This window comes from Vibrio sp. D401a, from assembly GCF_030248515.1.
In the GTDB taxonomy this organism is placed as follows: domain Bacteria; phylum Pseudomonadota; class Gammaproteobacteria; order Enterobacterales; family Vibrionaceae; genus Vibrio; species Vibrio rotiferianus.
Window position 1 is genome coordinate 44,551 of sequence record NZ_JAHGAI010000006.1, and the last position, 15,858, is coordinate 60,408.

Annotated in this window: 12 protein-coding genes; 5 read left to right on the top strand and 7 right to left on the bottom strand. The window is 43.9% G+C overall.

The window, feature by feature from the left end; genetic code table 11:
* Positions 1-46 precede the first annotated feature (46 nt).
* Both KIV41_RS03315 and KIV41_RS03320 read left to right on the top strand, forming a co-directional pair.
* Positions 47-2,071 carry a tRNA(Met) cytidine acetyltransferase TmcA gene (locus tag KIV41_RS03315; protein ID WP_285335665.1) on the top strand — a complete coding sequence of 675 codons (2,025 nt, stop codon included), beginning with the start codon at positions 47-49 and terminating at the stop codon, positions 2,069-2,071.
* Positions 2,072-2,945: 874 nt separating this feature from the next.
* Positions 2,946-4,622 carry a DUF342 domain-containing protein gene (locus KIV41_RS03320; protein ID WP_285335666.1) on the top strand — a complete coding sequence of 559 codons (1,677 nt, stop codon included), beginning with the start codon at positions 2,946-2,948 and terminating at the stop codon, positions 4,620-4,622.
* Positions 4,623-4,943: 321 nt separating this feature from the next.
* Here the strand turns inward: KIV41_RS03320 and KIV41_RS03325 are convergent, their stop codons facing one another.
* Entirely contained in the window at positions 4,944-5,603 is a 660-nt protein-coding gene (locus tag KIV41_RS03325) for a CatB-related O-acetyltransferase (protein ID WP_285335667.1), read from the bottom strand.
* A gap of 92 nt (positions 5,604-5,695) precedes the next feature.
* Here KIV41_RS03325 and KIV41_RS03330 point away from each other — a divergent pair, with 92 nt between their 5' ends.
* The 3 genes from KIV41_RS03330 (at position 5,696) to KIV41_RS03340 (ending at position 7,808) form a co-directional block, all read left to right on the top strand.
* Complete coding sequence (locus KIV41_RS03330) at positions 5,696-6,595, top strand: LysR family transcriptional regulator (RefSeq protein WP_045385775.1); 900 nt, start codon at positions 5,696-5,698, stop codon at positions 6,593-6,595.
* A 48-nt stretch (positions 6,596-6,643) separates the two neighbouring features.
* Entirely contained in the window at positions 6,644-6,970 is a 327-nt protein-coding gene (locus tag KIV41_RS03335; protein ID WP_231571978.1) for a hypothetical protein, read from the top strand.
* A 565-nt stretch (positions 6,971-7,535) separates the two neighbouring features.
* A complete protein-coding gene (locus KIV41_RS03340) occupies positions 7,536-7,808 on the top strand; it encodes a hypothetical protein (protein ID WP_128826962.1) in 273 nt (90 codons plus the stop codon).
* 61 nt (positions 7,809-7,869) lie between these two features.
* Here the strand turns inward: KIV41_RS03340 and KIV41_RS03345 are convergent, their stop codons facing one another.
* From KIV41_RS03345 to KIV41_RS03370, 6 genes are all read right to left on the bottom strand, one after another.
* Complete coding sequence (locus KIV41_RS03345) at positions 7,870-8,436, bottom strand: flavodoxin family protein (RefSeq protein WP_045385776.1); 567 nt, start codon at positions 8,434-8,436, stop codon at positions 7,870-7,872.
* A 151-nt stretch (positions 8,437-8,587) separates the two neighbouring features.
* Entirely contained in the window at positions 8,588-9,175 is a 588-nt protein-coding gene (locus KIV41_RS03350; RefSeq protein ID WP_285335731.1) for a mechanosensitive ion channel family protein, read from the bottom strand.
* A gap of 393 nt (positions 9,176-9,568) precedes the next feature.
* A complete protein-coding gene (locus tag KIV41_RS03355; protein WP_285335668.1) occupies positions 9,569-11,683 on the bottom strand; it encodes a type I secretion system permease/ATPase in 2,115 nt (704 codons plus the stop codon).
* A gap of 12 nt (positions 11,684-11,695) precedes the next feature.
* Positions 11,696-13,609, bottom strand: coding sequence for a LapD/MoxY N-terminal periplasmic domain-containing protein (locus tag KIV41_RS03360; RefSeq protein ID WP_285335669.1), 1,914 nt, complete (start codon positions 13,607-13,609; stop codon positions 11,696-11,698).
* A gap of 5 nt (positions 13,610-13,614) precedes the next feature.
* Positions 13,615-14,298, bottom strand: coding sequence for a transglutaminase-like cysteine peptidase (locus tag KIV41_RS03365; protein ID WP_171357340.1), 684 nt, complete (start codon positions 14,296-14,298; stop codon positions 13,615-13,617).
* A 93-nt stretch (positions 14,299-14,391) separates the two neighbouring features.
* A complete protein-coding gene (locus KIV41_RS03370; RefSeq protein WP_045385780.1) occupies positions 14,392-15,783 on the bottom strand; it encodes an HlyD family type I secretion periplasmic adaptor subunit in 1,392 nt (463 codons plus the stop codon).
* Between the last annotated feature and the right edge of the window lie 75 nt (positions 15,784-15,858).

Consider the following 15,858-nt stretch of genomic DNA (forward strand, 5'->3'; position numbering starts at 1 on the left):
TCGAGATGTGATAACATGGCGTCAGTTTAATTCTCGGATATACCTAATGCTCGCTCAATCTGAATTCCTTTCTCAACTTCAAACTCAATCTCATGATACGTTTCAACGTCGTGGCGTGGTTATCTATGGTGAACCCGAATGGCAAGATGCGCTAATTGCTGACTTTTACAAACATCAATCGAATCAGACCTGGTTCTGTGTCGGTGATTGCTCTCTTGAAGGGGCTTTTTGTGTCTCTGGCAAACAAGGCAATATGCTGCTTGGTCGTGAGTGCGATGTTTTATTGTTTGATGCGAGAAGCGGAGTTGACGCCAACAGTTTTACCGCTGCTCTTGGTGCTTTGGTTGGCGGTGGATTGCTGCTTGTTATCGCCAATAAACCAGAGCATCCAAGCGAAGCTGATTTGTGGATGCAAATGCATTGGCAAAAACTAACTGTGATAGACCAGAGCCTTCCGTTGCCGAAGTTATCGAGTGTGCAATCTGGTGCGAAGGAAAACCAGTTCGAGCAACAAATAGAAGCGGTAGCTTTGGTTGAGAAAGTTGTAACTGGACATCGCAAGCGTCCATTGGTGCTGACTGCTGACCGTGGTCGAGGTAAAACCAGCGCTTTAGGTATTGCTTGCGCGGAATTACTTGAACGAAAGCCAATGCGTATTTTGGTTACTGCGCCAAACATTAAAGCAGTTGAATCTGTTTATCAGCATGCTTTGCGATTGCTTTCAACCGCACAACGAGTTAAGAAAGACCGCTTGGAAGCAGGGCAAGGGTACATCCAATTTATTGCCCCCGACGAGTTACTTTCTTCTTTACCAGATTGTGATTTACTGCTGGTCGATGAAGCCGCAGCGATCCCTGTGCCAATGCTCAAGCAAATCACGGAACATTATCATCGTTTGGTCTTTTCGAGCACGATACATGGCTATGAAGGGTGTGGTCGAGGGTTTACGCTTAAGTTTGTTGAATGGTTGAAAGAACAAAGACCGGGAATGAAGAGTCACCATCTTCAACAGCCTATCCGTTGGAGCGCCAATGACAAACTAGAGACATGGTTATATGAGGCGTTTCTTTTGGACGCTGAGCTTGAACCGATTAATGTGGCTGAGATTGGCGAGATTACATTGGTCAATCTCCGTAAGTCAGAATTGATTTCTAATCCTTCCGTGTTGAATACATGCTTCGCGCTATTGGTTAATGCGCACTATCAAACTTCTCCTAGCGATTTACTGCATCTATTGCAAGATGAATGTAGCCAAATTTACGTTGCTCTACATGACAGTGATGTGGTCGGTGTGATGATGACAGTGGAAGAGGGCAATCTTGATGAGAACCTAGTTAAAGAGATTCAACTTGGTAGACGCCGTCCCAAAGGGCATTTGGCTCCAGTTAGCATTATTAATCAACTCGGGTATCCAGAAGTTGGGGCGCTTTCTACCCTTCGTGTGATGAGAATTGCTGTTCATCCCGAGTTTCAAGGACAAGGTATTGGCCAGCAGATGCTGGCAAAACTGGAAGAGGATGCTCCATCTCATATCTCTTATCTTTCCACCAGCTTTGGAGCGACGTCTGAGTTGATTCGGTTCTGGCAACGTTCTGGTTTTGACGCCATTCGCCTCGGAACTATGCGTGATGCTGCAAGTGGTTGCTATTCACTTTTGATGATTCGTCAGTGCAGTCCCCAACCTTATCAAGGCTGGATTGAGGAGGCCAAAGCTCTATTCGAAGAACTTATTTCGTTGAGCGCTTCTTCAATTTATCCTCGATTAGAACCTTCTTTAATCCGTAGTTTGTTTTTTCTGCCAATGGAAGTATCTCCATTGAATCAAACAAAGCTATCTCTGATCGAGCATTATGCTTGCGGAGGAAATAGTTTTGAATCTGTCTCTGTATGGCTTCAACAATGGCTTTGGCAAAATGGCCTCGGTGAAGCGTCTGATTTGATGATCAGTAAGCTGCTGTTAAATCAAGACTGGAGTCAGTGTGCAAGACAATACGGGCTATTGGGACGAAAACAAGTAGAGTCGACACTTCGTTCTGAGCTACAAGTTTTGCTGGCAAAATTTACACTGTAAACGGTATTTGAGTACTCCACCGCTGACGACTAGCCACGTTGATTTTACACTGTAAATCCAAACAAACTACTTAGGGTTCCTACTATCGCGATGGCCCCCAAAATTCTCCGTTTATGCAGATCCAAATTTACAGTGTAAACGACCGAAAGGACTGATCGGACGGTCAAAACGGTACGCAAGTCTATGCTATTAGACTTCGCTCGTAAGTCGCTTTGCAAGTAATGTTCAAAGGGAAGGGGAGTGGGCTGTAGACTCGTTCGATGCCGAATTAGAAGCTTAGGCGCCTATGGCTATCATCTTTTAAATACATAGGCGAAGTGCATTACGCTCAGCTCTGAACTATCAAACCAGTTAAAAACAAATTATCTTCAGATCCTAACTCAAAATAGATTAAAACTTGCCACAATAGATCATCGCATGTTTCTTCCGACATTGAGGTCCAAGCACCAGATTGGAATGTCACCGCTACGATAAACCTTGATGAACTGAACTGCTATGTAGACTGATTTTCTCCATTCTTTGGTTAGACTCGGCAATGAAAGTCAGCATTTGAGCTATAACCGAAAGAACCTACTATCAACTTATTACAGCCAGTTTAAGTAAACTTAAAACCAAAAGTTTTTTGCAACTGCGATTACTGTTGAGCTCAATGAGAGATAGTGTAAAAGAGCAACGATGCAAAGGTATTGGAAAAATCGTAAAGAGATTTACAGTGTAAAACGCAGTTCATAATAGTTTGCTGGCCTTAATACACGCTTACAAATCAGTGTTCACTCCTTTAGTGATGTGAGCCCGATTCTTGATGTTGAGAGTTTTGTTCCAAAAACGATTTTAGATAGACTGAAGCAGTAAATGTTTAGCTGGTGTGGCTGATATGTGGAAGCTCTGTCTTAAATGGTCTGAAGACCAAAAGAAGATTATTGCTCACATTCCTGGGGATGTAGACCTGGGTGGTGAGCTAAATCAAAAGGAATTGCCTGAGCAACTTGCTGAGATGGATGCAAGCAAGTTGTTTGTCGATGAAGCTGAAGTTGTGCGCTTTATTAATTGTGCTAGGGAGAGAAAAGCTGAAGCTTATGATGGAATCATCATTGCTGAATTACGTAATGCTGAAGTCTCGGTCGAACTTAGCAACAATGACATGCTAGCGAGCATGTGTGTTGTAGGCGCACATGGAGGTCGCGGCTTGCGTGGTCCCGAGATAGTGCAAGCGTTGGCAAATGCTAAGGTATCTAAAGGCATCAATAAATTGGCGCTAAAGAAAGTCATGGTAGTCAGCACACAACTCAAGCCAGGGGAAACTTTTGTCCAACCTGTTGCGGTTGGTAAGCAGCCCATAAAAGGCAAAGACGCCATATTTACGCCGTTAGTTAAAGATATATCCAAGCGTGTACTCAAGCCCAAGCAAGCTAATTCGGACAGCGATAAGATTGATTTAAAAAATCTGGGTGAAACCATTACGGTTGATGCGGGTGATGAGGTTATGCGTCGGACTCCTGCAACGAAAGGGACGCCAGGATTTACTGTTCAAGGGAAAATCATCCCCCCACAGGCAGGTAAGGATAGCCCAATCAAGCCAGGTAAAGGCACTGAAATAGCAAAACATGATCCTAACTTGTTGCTGGCAACGGTCTCCGGCATGCCAATGATCAAAGAAAAAACCATCGAGGTAGACAATGCATTGTGTCTTAATTGCGTTGGTGTTAATACTGGGCACGTGAAGTTTAAAGGAAATGTGTTTATTTCTGGTGATATTGAGTCTGGTATGATCGTAAAAGCGACAGGCTCTGTCACCGTCGGTGGGTTTATCGAGTCGGCAGATGTGCAAGCACAAGGTGACATTGAAGTAGGTAAAGGCATTATTGGTCATACCGTGCCTGATGGTGAACCCAAGAGTTGCCATGTCAAAAGCAAGGGGTCGATCAAGGCTAACTACGCTCAATTTAGTGAACTTCAATCTGGCCAAGATATTGAGCTTGCCGTACACAGCATGAATAATGATATTAAATGCGGCCATAATCTCACCGTCTTGGATGCTTCTGGGCGCAATGGAACCTTAAGTGGTGGGGTTGCAAAAGTAGGCGACAAGGTAAAATGTTTGCAGCTTGGTGTAGAAGGGGATACGGCTACAAAAGTGGAAGCCTTTGCTCGCTACACGGCATACAAAGAAAAAATCAGCGCGTTAAAAGAGGAATACAAACTCGCTCAAGAAGGTACGATGGAAGTCATTCGTAAAGAACTTGAATTTAAGAAGCGCCCAAAAGCGGAACGAACGGATGAGGAGCAAGCTCAAATTGATGATCTAAAAGAACGCAATAATAAGCATCTTGAAGACGTCAAATCTAAACTCAATACGTTAGAAACTGATTTCGAAGTTCTGCTAGAAGAAAATGTTGTAGAAGCCACTGAGCGAGTTTTTACGCGCGTAACGGTTCAGTTTGGTGATGAGCAAGTGATCACGAAGCGCACACATGGAGGCTGCGTTTTTAGCTTCAATCAGTATGAGATCAAAGTTGCAGCCAACCTAGAAGAGGAAGACGTCGCAGTATAAATTGTCGTCGCTCATTCAGTTTTAGGATTAGAGTAAAAAACACTTAGCCCAGTTCAGAACTGGGCTATTTTATATCGTATACCCAGGTGCGATTTAAACGTCTCGCGGGCTTAAATAAAAAATCGGCAGAAAAGTAAGCAAACCAAGGCCCTTATTATTTGCAAAGGGAACCCTTTGGAAGTGTGTCATTGTTCCGATTACGGTTTCAAATAACTTGGTAAGAGCTCGCTACAACACGGTGTTGTTTTACTTGAACTTGAGCCAATGGCGACGCTCTGAATACTGCATCTGGAAGCTACTTGGGTTTAGCTAGCGACTTCTCTAACGTGACTGTATATGCTCAGCGTAGTAGGTAGCGAGCTTTTCTATATCACCGCTGCACATAATTTTCATCGCTTGTTTGATGTTCTCTAAAGGCCAGTCCCACCATTTCATTTCGAGTAGTGATCCAATTGCGACCTCATCAAACCTTTTTCGGACGACATGGTTGTTTGCAACCACAATCGAATAAGGTGCCACATCTTTTGTGATGACAGCTCGTGCACCAATGACCGCACCATCACCGACAGTTACTCCTGGCATTATCATTGCCTCTGTGCCAATCCAGACATCGTTGCCAATAACGGTATCACCGGCACGCTCAAAGCCGCTTTGTGCCCCATCGCCAAACTCTTCCGGGGAAAAGGGAAACGTGGAAATCCAATCAATACGATGCCCCTGATTACCCGCCATCATAAAAGTCGCGCCAGAGGCAATTGAACAAAATTTGCCAATGATCAGTTTATCGACTTCTCCATATGCGCCGTTTTGCCACTCTTGTTGTGTCACGCTGTCGCCCATCAAATAACGAACAGCCTGAACTTCGAAGGTTTTCCCGTGATAAAACCCCGAATAGTAGCTGTAATCCCCAACTTCGATATTTGGATTCGTTACGTGATCTTTTATGACTTGGCCAGTTAACCAAGTTTCAAAAGCGTTCATCTGTATTCTCCATGCAAAAATTTAAGTTGTGCGAAGTGTAGAGCCTTTCTATTATTTCCAGTAGATTGATTTTAGAGATTCATAATTACCATATGGAAATAAACTGGCTCAGTTACGTGCCGATTTACATTGCATTGTGTGAAGAGAAAAGTATTGCTGGTGCTGCTAAGAAGCTGCGCTGTTCCAATGCACATGTTAGTCGTCAGCTCAGACAGTTGGAGGCAATACTCTCTGTTCAGCTTATCCAACGTACCACGCGACAATTTAACCTTACTTACGATGGGCTGCGTTTCTATCACCAAGTGAAAGGCTTAATGGAAAACGTGGAACAGATTAATGAACAAGTGATGGAAAGCGATAAGGTTGCTGGGCATTTACGTATTGCTGCTTCCGCCTCATTTGGTGCCGAGTTACTCAACCCTTCATTAATCGCTTTTCGTAAGCGATTCCCCGACGTAACGTTTGAGGTGATTTTCACTGAAACACCGCTCGATTTGATTGAGTCTGGATTTGATCTTGCGTTCTTTTTTACCGACTCTCCCCCTGAAGGGTATGTCGGACATCATCTGCGCTTTTTACACTGTAAACCATTCGCGAGCAAAGCGTATCTAGCTACAAAACCATCACCAAGCACGCCAGAAGATTTGCATCTTTTAGAACACATTATTTATCGCAATACTGAATTGAATCTGGATACATGGCACTTTCATCACCAGCAAAATCAACAAAACATCAAGGTCACGTTATCCAGCGTGCTGTGCTTTAATCTTGTCCAATCGATGCTTGATGCGACAGTAGCTGGTTGCGGTGTCGCGATGCTGGATGAGTTTGCACTGGAAAAACTGAGTCCCCAAGAGCGAGCGCAACTTGTCAATTTACTCCCCGATTGGCACACAAACGCGATACTTCCGCTCTATCTTCTATACCCTAAACGTGAACATCTACCGAAACGGACACGAGCATTTATTGAGTTTTTCAAAAACAACAGATGATTTGGTAGTTTTTATTCAATAACAACCTGTTGTGGTAACAATGGCCTTGTGAACACTGGTTCTTATGTTCCAACTATCGTTGAAGACAGTGCATCAATCGGTTATCTAGGCGCGCATGTAGAGGCTTCGCAAGCAAACCTTATGGTTGGCTATGAAAGCATGAGCGGTTGGCGTATTTTGGGTGGTTTAGCTGCTACTGATACGGAAGCGACCGTGTACAACGCATACACATCAGTCAGTGACTCAGATTCTTCGATTGGTTTCGCTGTGCAAGGTGGTTACGTGTTCCAAAATGGAATTACGTTGGATGCTCAAATTTCAGTTGTAGATTTTGCTGGTATCGATGCAACAACTTCTAGTCTTCTAGTCTTCTAGTCTTCTAGTCTTCTAGTCTTCTAGTTGGCTACAAGTTCTAATTCTTATTGGGGACATGAATTTTGTGTCCCCTGTGACTTTTCTGTTATTCGTATACAACAGCAAACCGACTTCTTAATGGGAATTAAAGGTCTGGTTGGTGCCGCGCATAGTTTTCATCGCTTGTTTGATGCTCTCTAAAGGCAGCCGTATTGGTGTTAGATACTTACCAACGCTTATTGAACTGTTTTTTAAAGTAATGAAACCAAACTAAGACCATTAGAAAAGTGTTAAAAATCAGTTGTTCAGTAGATTTTTTCTACCATGAATATTAAATCAGGCTCTCATTTCTCTTATAAAACATAGAATTGGAGGTGCGCAGCTATTTGCGCTTTAGTATCGTCATAAGACCGAATCAATTTGCGTGATTTATGAGAGGTTGGCGAGCATGTACAAAGTGGATGACTTTCGTATAGAGCGGGATCAGTTTTATGTGAAGAATGACGTCTATCCTCTATCACGAGTCCACGATATTGAAATTAAATGTCTGAGCATAAGAGAAAAGCTTTTTAAGACATTGTGTTGGATGTCTATCGCTTCCTCATTACTTTGGTTAGCGTGGGATACGAACTATCCCAATTGGTATTATTGGATAGCGCTAGCATCAGTGTTAATGGGTATTGGCTTCGGAGTTTACTTCGGTGCTAAGTACGAGCTCAGGATTGAGTTTGCTCTAAATGATGGTACTGGTTTGCACTGGGTGCCAGTTGCTAAGTGCCACAACGAACAATGTCTCGAACTGTTCGAGCGACAAGTCGCAGAGGTTCAGGCCGCTATTACCAAATATTTAATTACATGAGTCATGGTTTTTTTGCCGAACCTGTAGCGATACTGGATCGGCCAACGCTGCTCTAGACTCGCTATTCTGGATGAGCTAGTCGTTTAACCAGGTGAGCCACGCGGTGTCCTAGATAGCGCGCGGTTGCAGCATCTACTTCATGAAGTTGCCCATCTTCTGCCTTAGATACCACACCAAGCTGTGTTCCGAGGCGATTAATTCCTTTGTCAGCAAAACCATGAGCTGAGTCTAATCCTACCCAAATCATGCCATGTTGGCTTGCCAATGTAAGAAGATACTGCAATGTCGTTGATTGGTCGCCATTCAATGCTCCTCCAGACGTGAACCCTGCGGCTACTTTGCCCGACCATCCCTGCTCACCCCAGTATTCACTGCTAGCATCAGCAAATGCTTTAAACTGCGCAGCTACGCTGCCCATGTAGGTTGGTGAACCGAATATAATGGCATCACATTGTGCAATAGACTGAAAAAGATCAGAGTTTTGGTATCGACCTGTAATGATGTCGGTTCCCAAGATACGGTAGGAAACGACGTTTATACCTTGTGACTCGACACCGGCAGCGACTGCTTGTGCAAGTTGGCCAGTAATATTGGTATTGGTGAAGTAAACAATGGCGATTTTTGGCATACAATCCTTCTCATGTTTTGTCGTTAGGGGCAAGACCCGAGTGTGTTGCTTGAAAAGGATGATAAAACCTCAAGCTAGATTGAGGTCAAGAGGGGCTTTAAAAAATGCGAGGAAACAAAAAGCCGATGTATCACATCGGCTTTGGTAAAGGTTATTTCTGTCTACGGGTATAAATACGAGCAGTAGCTTTTGGCTCTTCAGGTTTAGCTTTTTCTTTTGCCAGCTTTAACACCGCTTTTTGTAGCATCAGGTTGTTTGGGTAAGTGATCAGGTTGCCGTTGTCGTGCTTGATCAACACATGGAACATGCGGATCTCTTGAATCTCACCGCTGATGTCTTCATCTTTGTCTACGACTTTGATGCGATCACCAACGCGGTATGGGAAGACAAAGAAAATAAGAAAACTTGCTGTGATGTTACTGAGAATCGACCACTGTGCGATAAAGGCAACACCTAAGACCGCAAAGATCGATGATAGAAATAGAGAGACATCGCCATACCCAATTCCGGTTACGATAGCGAAGAGTGAGGCAAACAGAAATGAAAATGCGACGTTGAAACAGCGTTGAATAAAGCTCAAGCGTGCTTTGTTTACGCCTTTGGCTTCTGCCAAATTCAGAATCGCGCGGTTGGCAATTTTCTTTAGCAAGCGATAAGCGATCAGAATGATGACGCCCATCAACACTTTATAACCGATAGAGCCGGCAGTGAAATACTGGCCAATTTGCTCCAAGTGCATCCAATGATTCATTTCTTCAACTCGAGAATATTAAGAAGGCGCGTGTTATAGCCGATTTTCGCTCGCAAGTAATTAACTATTTTGAAAGCGGGGAGATAATTGTGTTGGACAATTTTTGACCTGCATCTCAGTTCCAAACGGTGATGGAATTAAGCCTGATCATCGTACTGCTGGCTGCTGCTAAGCTAACTATGTAGCTCACGTGTGTGGTGTAAAGTGGAAGGGATGCGATGGAAGAAGACGAAAGGGCAATCATGGGATTAGCCGCCATTGTTGGTTTTGTTCTCTTGTGGGTGTTTTTAGAAGAGTTCGCTTATTTTGGTTTAACTATGGCAAATAAATAAGCCCCGTCTGATGGGTATCAAACGGGGCTTGCATAAAAAGCCTGTCCTGTTAACTAACGGCTTTTACTTTGCCTTGTTTTAAGTCATTCAGTACTTGTGCTTTTGGACCGTCAGCAATAATGCTGCCTTTCTCCATCACGATAATTCGATCAACCACATCGAGCATCGAAGTTTTGTGAGTTATGAGGATTAAGGTTTCTGCTGGTTTTAATTGCGTCAATTGGTGTTTGATTTGCATTTCGGAGCGGTTATCCATAGCACTCGTTGGCTCATCCATAAGTAGCACTGGTGGGCGACCAAGAAATGCTCGTGCAATAGTGACTGCTTGACGCTGACCTCCAGATAGCATTGCCCCGCCTTCGCCAACTTGGCGTTCAAGACCCGCTGGATCGGCTTGAGTAAATACGGTCACTCCTGCACGGTTAGCCGCATCCATAACATCTCGGTCGTCTGCTAGCGGGCGACCCAGTGTAATGTTGTCACGAATTGAGCCATAGAACAGGTTGCTGTCTTGTGGAACACAACCTATGTTGCGACGTACATCGACGTGGTGGAGTTGCTCCATGTCTGTATCATCAATACGAACATGCCCTTCAGTTGGCTTATAAAGCCCCATGATCAAGCGTTCGAGAGTTGTTTTACCCGAACCAATACGGCCGATGATTGCGACCTTTTCACCAGGATTGATCGTCAAGCTAAGACCACGGATTGAAGCGACAGGTGCATCCGGGTAATGGAACGTGACACGATCGAGCTCTACCTTACCTTGAATAATTGGTCGGTGAATATAACGTTTACCTTCTTCTTGCTCATCGGGCATTTCCATCACCTGATTGATGATGGTCATCGAAGATTTTGCTTGGTTGTAACGAGTCGAGAGTAATGAAAGTTGCACTAGTGGGCCAATCGCTCGGCTACTTAACATGGTTGCGGCAATCAGACCGCCCATCGTCAAATCTCCATTGGCGATGAGATATACGCCTAAGATGATCATCCCTACGTTACTACTTTGCTGTACAAAACCAGCCGCATTTTGGATGCTGTCTGTGATGCGGCGGCTCTTGATATTCCAGTTTGCCATGTGCGCGACCGCTTCTTCCCAGCGGTATTGAAACTGACCTTGGGCGCTTAGTAATTTAACGGTTTCTAACCCAGATAGACTTTCAATCAAGTTGGCATATTTTTGTGAAGCAAGACGAGAGCCTTCTTCTATTGATCGACGTAAAGGGCCTTGAATCAATAGAGAGTGGATGATGAGAATCACGACACCGACAATTGGTACGTAGACCAAATCACCAGCCATAAGCCAAATGATTACCAAGAATAGAATCGCGAATGGTAGGTCAATCAACGCGCTTACTGTTGCAGAGGTAAAAAACTCTCGAATAGATTCGAACTCTTGTAAGTGACGAGCAAAAGCACCCACAGACGGAGGACGCGATTCCATTCGGATTCCCATGACTTTGCTAAACAGCTTAGAGGAGATAAGGATATCGGACTTTTTACCTGCTACATCGATAAAGTAGTTTCGAAGCGTTTTTAAGAGGAAGTCGAACAGGAAGACAACAAAAATACCACTAGCAAGAACCCATAGGGTTTCAAATGCAAGGTTAGGGACCACTTTGTCATATACCAAACGGGTAAACATTGGGGCCGCAATAGCAAAGATATTGATGAGCAAAGAAGCGATGAGAACATCGCGATAGATGCGTTTAGATTGCCACAGTGTCGACCAAAACCAGTGACCTTCTTTGGTTTTTAGTACCTCTGGAGAGCGCTCGTCATACCGAAACTGCTTTTTTACCAGAAAGTAACGACCAGTGTACTGTTCTAATAGCTCTTCTAGTGGGATTGCGATAGGCACCAAGCCACTTTCTAGTGTTGTGACTTCGGCTTCTTTTTTTTCTAAGTTAATACTGTTTAAGACGCAGGAATCGCCGCCTTTTAAAAGTAAGATGGCCGGTAAGATAAGGCTGGAGATATTCTCCAGCCCTGCACGGTTCTCTTTTGCGACAAGGCCAGCCCTTTCAGCCGCTCTAGGAAGCAAAAATGGGGTTAGCTTGCCATCGGATAACGGTAAGCCGTTGATCAAGGCCTCTGGCGAGTTTGCTAACCCATAGTATCGGCTAACGTAGATGAGCGAGTTTAATAAAGGGTCTTTCATCCTTAACCTTTTTTAATCTTTATCAACGATGAAGCCTTGGAATACTTCAACAAAATGTTCAGTTAGGAAATCTAGCTGAATTTGTGTTTCCACACGTGATGCAATCGTTATGATGCCCAAGTTATGTGCGGTGCGAGAAATTGAAGTCAAAGTGAATTTCTGTTTCTCATCATGTAAGTTATGAGTGAATAAGTAATCTAGCTTCACATACCCAGGGCGGAACTCTTGAATGTAATCCAGTGATTGGAAGTTACGTCCATAGTTATCAACACCAAACTCAGCGCCCGCTTGGCGAATGGCATTACATAGCAGTGCGGTGTGGTGTGGGTGTTCAACAAAACAGTCTTCAGGTATCTCAAAGTGTAGCATTGACGCTGCTTTGGTATGCTTCTCCAGAATACTGGTTGTCCAACGAATAAAGGACGGTTGAGCCAAGCTGCTTTGTGCAATGTTGATGGCAACAGGATCCGTGAGTTCTCCGCTTTCTAGCATCGAAATCATGGATTCTATGACGTACTGGTCGAAGATATTGGTTGCTTCAAGCTGCTCTAATGCAAACAGATATTGGTTCGCACGGTAAGTCTCACCATCTTTTTCAATGCTAGAGAACACCTCTTTATGGAAGACTTTACCCCAAGAGTTTTTCGCTTCTTGAAAACGGAATTTGATCCAACCGCTATGAATCGCTTCTTCTACCAGAGCTTTCCATTGCTGTTTACCCATCAAGCTTGAAGCGCTATCACTAGCGATGAAGCCGTAAGCCTTGTCTGGTTCTGACTTCGCTTTTGACAGCGCATTGTCCACCATAGACATAACTTCTGTTCTGGTTTTCTCTTCTTTACTGTGTGCTACACCCAGAGAGGCTTTTGGCTTAGCCATGCCTGTAGGGTCAGTATTTAGGCCATTCACACAGTTCATGATGCTATCAGCCATTAGGCGTAGTTCGCTTTCATCCATGTGTGGGAATAGCAAACCAAACTCATCACTAGATAAACGTGCGATTGTCGCTCCTGGGACATCAATGGTGTTCTTCAAACGCTGAGAAAGCTCTTTTACATGCGCATCTGCACGTTGGTAGTCCTTCGTTTCGTAGATATCACCAATGTACTCTGCATGTAGCAAGGCGATACCACCTTGAGTTTGTTCTGCGAGCCATTGGTCTACTTGGTTAATGTAGAACGAACGGTTACCCAGTTTTGAAATTGGATCTAGGTAGGCTTGAGCACGCAGACGTTGGGCTTCTTTGGCTTGCTCTTTAAAAGAAAGCTCGATTTGCGCAGACATGGTATTAATGCCATCAACAACGGCGATCAGATCTTTTGTCTTAGGACGTTTTAGCGGGTCCCCAAACTGGTTGTTAGCGATTTCATGCATCTTCTTCACAATCGCATCGAGCGGCTTTAATGAGCGGCGTAAGATGTAAGAGATAGAGATTAGACCCGCTAGGAAAATCAAACCAAAGGCGCTTAGTAGACGAATAAACCCTTGCCACAGCTGCTCGTAAGCTGCACCTGGGTGGCTGATGATTTCAACTTCGGCTAACTGCATCCAGCCACTGGTTACCACACGTTTATCATGGATAGCTTTAAAGAGGTTTAGATCGATAAACCATTGTGGTACTGAGGTTGGTTTTACTGGGTACGAGCGTACGATTTGATAGTCTGAATCTAGCGCTGTTAAACGCACTACCGAATAGGTACTGCCGTCGAACAAAGCGTTGATTACTGACTCTACGGCAACCTTATCCTTGTTCTGTAGATAAGGCGCAAGAGCGAGACCTACCGTATTAATGGTATTGTTGACCTCTGAACGTTGCTGTTGCTCTAAGCTGTTACGAGTAGTGTTGAATTCGATTACGAATACTGATGTCATCAAGAGTATAAAGACCGTAACCATTCCCACTACAAGTTTCTTATAAAGGGTCATGTTTCTTACTCGTCATAGTTAATAATAGGTTTGTTTAAGTGCAACTTACGCTCGCGCGAACGTAAGTCATTCCAAAGGCTCAAACGTGATGATTTCCCGGCGAGTTCACCGTTACTGCCTGCAGATTTCATCAACCAAAGGTTTGAACCGTTAAAACTGTAAATCGGTAGCAAGTCGCTACGTTTGGAGGCTTTGACTACTTCTGGATTTATATTGTCCAAAATCAAAGGCTCTGAGCTTTGTGTTGGGTAATACGCGAGAACCATATGGAACTGATTCAGTTCAATGGCTTTAACGTACACCAAGCGCATTTTTGAATCAGGAACACCCAATTCAAGCAATGAGAAATACTTGGCGATAGTAAAATCTTCACAATCTCCGGCGCTACTACCTAAGAACTCTAAAGGTGTTGCCCAGTAGTCCTTTTTCCCCCAAAGCTTTATATCATCGACAAAATACATTTGGTTGAAAAAGTCATTGACTCCCGTCAGTTTTTCTTGAGTAGTAAGGTGTTGGTATAACTCAATGTTTTCCCGCCATGTTTTAACACGTAAGCCCGCTCTTTCACCGTAGGTGTTGGTGACCGCGTTTATCCATTTCTGCTCTAGTGGGCTCTGGGCTCCTCCGGGAAGAGCGAGCAAACTTAAACCCAACAGAACGCTAACTTTACGCTTTAAATTCAGTGGCATAATCGATATACATCACAACTGTTATTACGATCAATGTTCGTCATTGAGAACTTACTTAATTTGAGCTCGTTGATCGGATCTTTGCTTCGATGCTTACTCCTTTAATGCGTTATTTTTTGCGCTCAAAATTGGCTTCAATAGGTACTCCAATACTGTTCGCTTGCCTGTGATGATATCAACAGAAGCGGTCATACCTGGAATAATCGGCAGATCGGCACCCTTACCAAAATTGGTTTTATCAGTTCGTACGCGGACGATATAAAAGCTATTACCTTCTTCATCCTGAGTAGTGTCTGCACTGATGTGTTCGAGTACCCCTTCTAAGCCTCCATATTTAGTGAAGTCATAAGCGGTGAACTTAACGATAGCGTGTAAATCTGGACGTAAGAATGCAATATCTTGAGGGGCGATTTTCGCTTCCACCAACAAAGTATCTTCGGTTGGAACGATTTCTACAATGTCCATACCGGGTTGAATAACCCCGCCAACCGTATTGACGTTTAACGTTTTGATCGTGCCTGTTACAGGGGATACGACGATAGTCCGGTTAACACGGTCTTCTAATCCAACCGCAGATTCAACCAACGCAGACAACTGATCTTGAGTTTTATTGAGTTTCTCTTGTTGCTCCGAACGAAACTTAAGTGCCACATCTATCCGGTTCAACATTGCCTCTTTGATCGAAGATTTGATCACCGGGATCTTAAGTTCGCTCGATGTCATTTCACGGCGAGATTCGTTGACTTGACGCTGTAGTTTCAATAGCTCAATACGTGGAACGACGCCTTCATCAGCAAGAGGTTTCGTGATATCCAGCTCTTTCTTGGCAAATGAGTAACTCTGACGCAAGTTGCGCACACGAGCTTCGATCTCAACTAGATCTTGCTGTTTCTGTTTTACCTGTTGATCAATGACCGATAATTGGTTGCGCAGGTTGTCTAGATCTTCACGGTACTCCGCTTTTTGGCGTTGAGTCAGTTTTGGCTGGTTTTCTTCTAATGTCGGTGGGAAGGTCAGTTTTCCGTAATCAAGCAGAACGCTTTTCTCCCAATCCTTTTCATCAAACTCTCGATTCACTTCGACACTGCTAATAGAGGCGGAGAGCTGCAAAACTGACGCGGTTAAGTTAGCCACTTGCTGTTCTCGTTCACGAAAGTCAGAGCGAAAACGCGTGTCATCAATCAAAAGCAATTGCTGACCCTTTTCGACTTGTTGGCCTTCTTTGACAAGGATCTCTTTAACTAAGCCACCTTCTAAGTTTTGCACGACTTGTATTTGCGATGAAGGAATGACTTTTCCCTGACCAACCGTGACTTTGTCAATCTCTGCCCAAGATGCCCAGCCAATCGCAGCAGCGAAAAAAAGCACCATTACCCAAAGCATTAAACGGGCACTACTTGGTGTGTTGAGAAGCAATGCTGCGGTCTTGTCGTCAACAAAATCCAACTCTTCGTTGCTGAGTTTGTTGTAGTTATCTCGGCTCATTACATTCCTTGTTTTATAAAGAATAAATATCTTTTTGATTTTATTCTCATTTATTGACCATGTTAAGTAATAGCG

Excerpts from the sequence above, each read along its gene's own strand:
- KIV41_RS03315 (WP_285335665.1), top strand. The coding sequence starts at position 47 with ATGCTCGCTCAATCTGAATTCCTTTCTCAACTTCAAACTCAATCTCAT.
- KIV41_RS03320 (WP_285335666.1), top strand. The coding sequence starts at position 2,946 with ATGTGGAAGCTCTGTCTTAAATGGTCTGAAGACCAAAAGAAGATTATT.
- KIV41_RS03325 (WP_285335667.1), bottom strand. The coding sequence starts at position 5,603 with ATGAACGCTTTTGAAACTTGGTTAACTGGCCAAGTCATAAAAGATCAC.
- KIV41_RS03330 (WP_045385775.1), top strand. The coding sequence starts at position 5,696 with ATGGAAATAAACTGGCTCAGTTACGTGCCGATTTACATTGCATTGTGT.
- KIV41_RS03340 (WP_128826962.1), top strand. The coding sequence starts at position 7,536 with ATGTCTATCGCTTCCTCATTACTTTGGTTAGCGTGGGATACGAACTAT.
- KIV41_RS03345 (WP_045385776.1), bottom strand. The coding sequence starts at position 8,436 with ATGCCAAAAATCGCCATTGTTTACTTCACCAATACCAATATTACTGGC.
- KIV41_RS03350 (WP_285335731.1), bottom strand. The coding sequence starts at position 9,175 with ATGCACTTGGAGCAAATTGGCCAGTATTTCACTGCCGGCTCTATCGGT.
- KIV41_RS03355 (WP_285335668.1), bottom strand. The coding sequence starts at position 11,683 with ATGAAAGACCCTTTATTAAACTCGCTCATCTACGTTAGCCGATACTAT.
- KIV41_RS03360 (WP_285335669.1), bottom strand. The coding sequence starts at position 13,609 with ATGACCCTTTATAAGAAACTTGTAGTGGGAATGGTTACGGTCTTTATA.
- KIV41_RS03365 (WP_171357340.1), bottom strand. The coding sequence starts at position 14,298 with ATGCCACTGAATTTAAAGCGTAAAGTTAGCGTTCTGTTGGGTTTAAGT.
- KIV41_RS03370 (WP_045385780.1), bottom strand. The coding sequence starts at position 15,783 with ATGAGCCGAGATAACTACAACAAACTCAGCAACGAAGAGTTGGATTTT.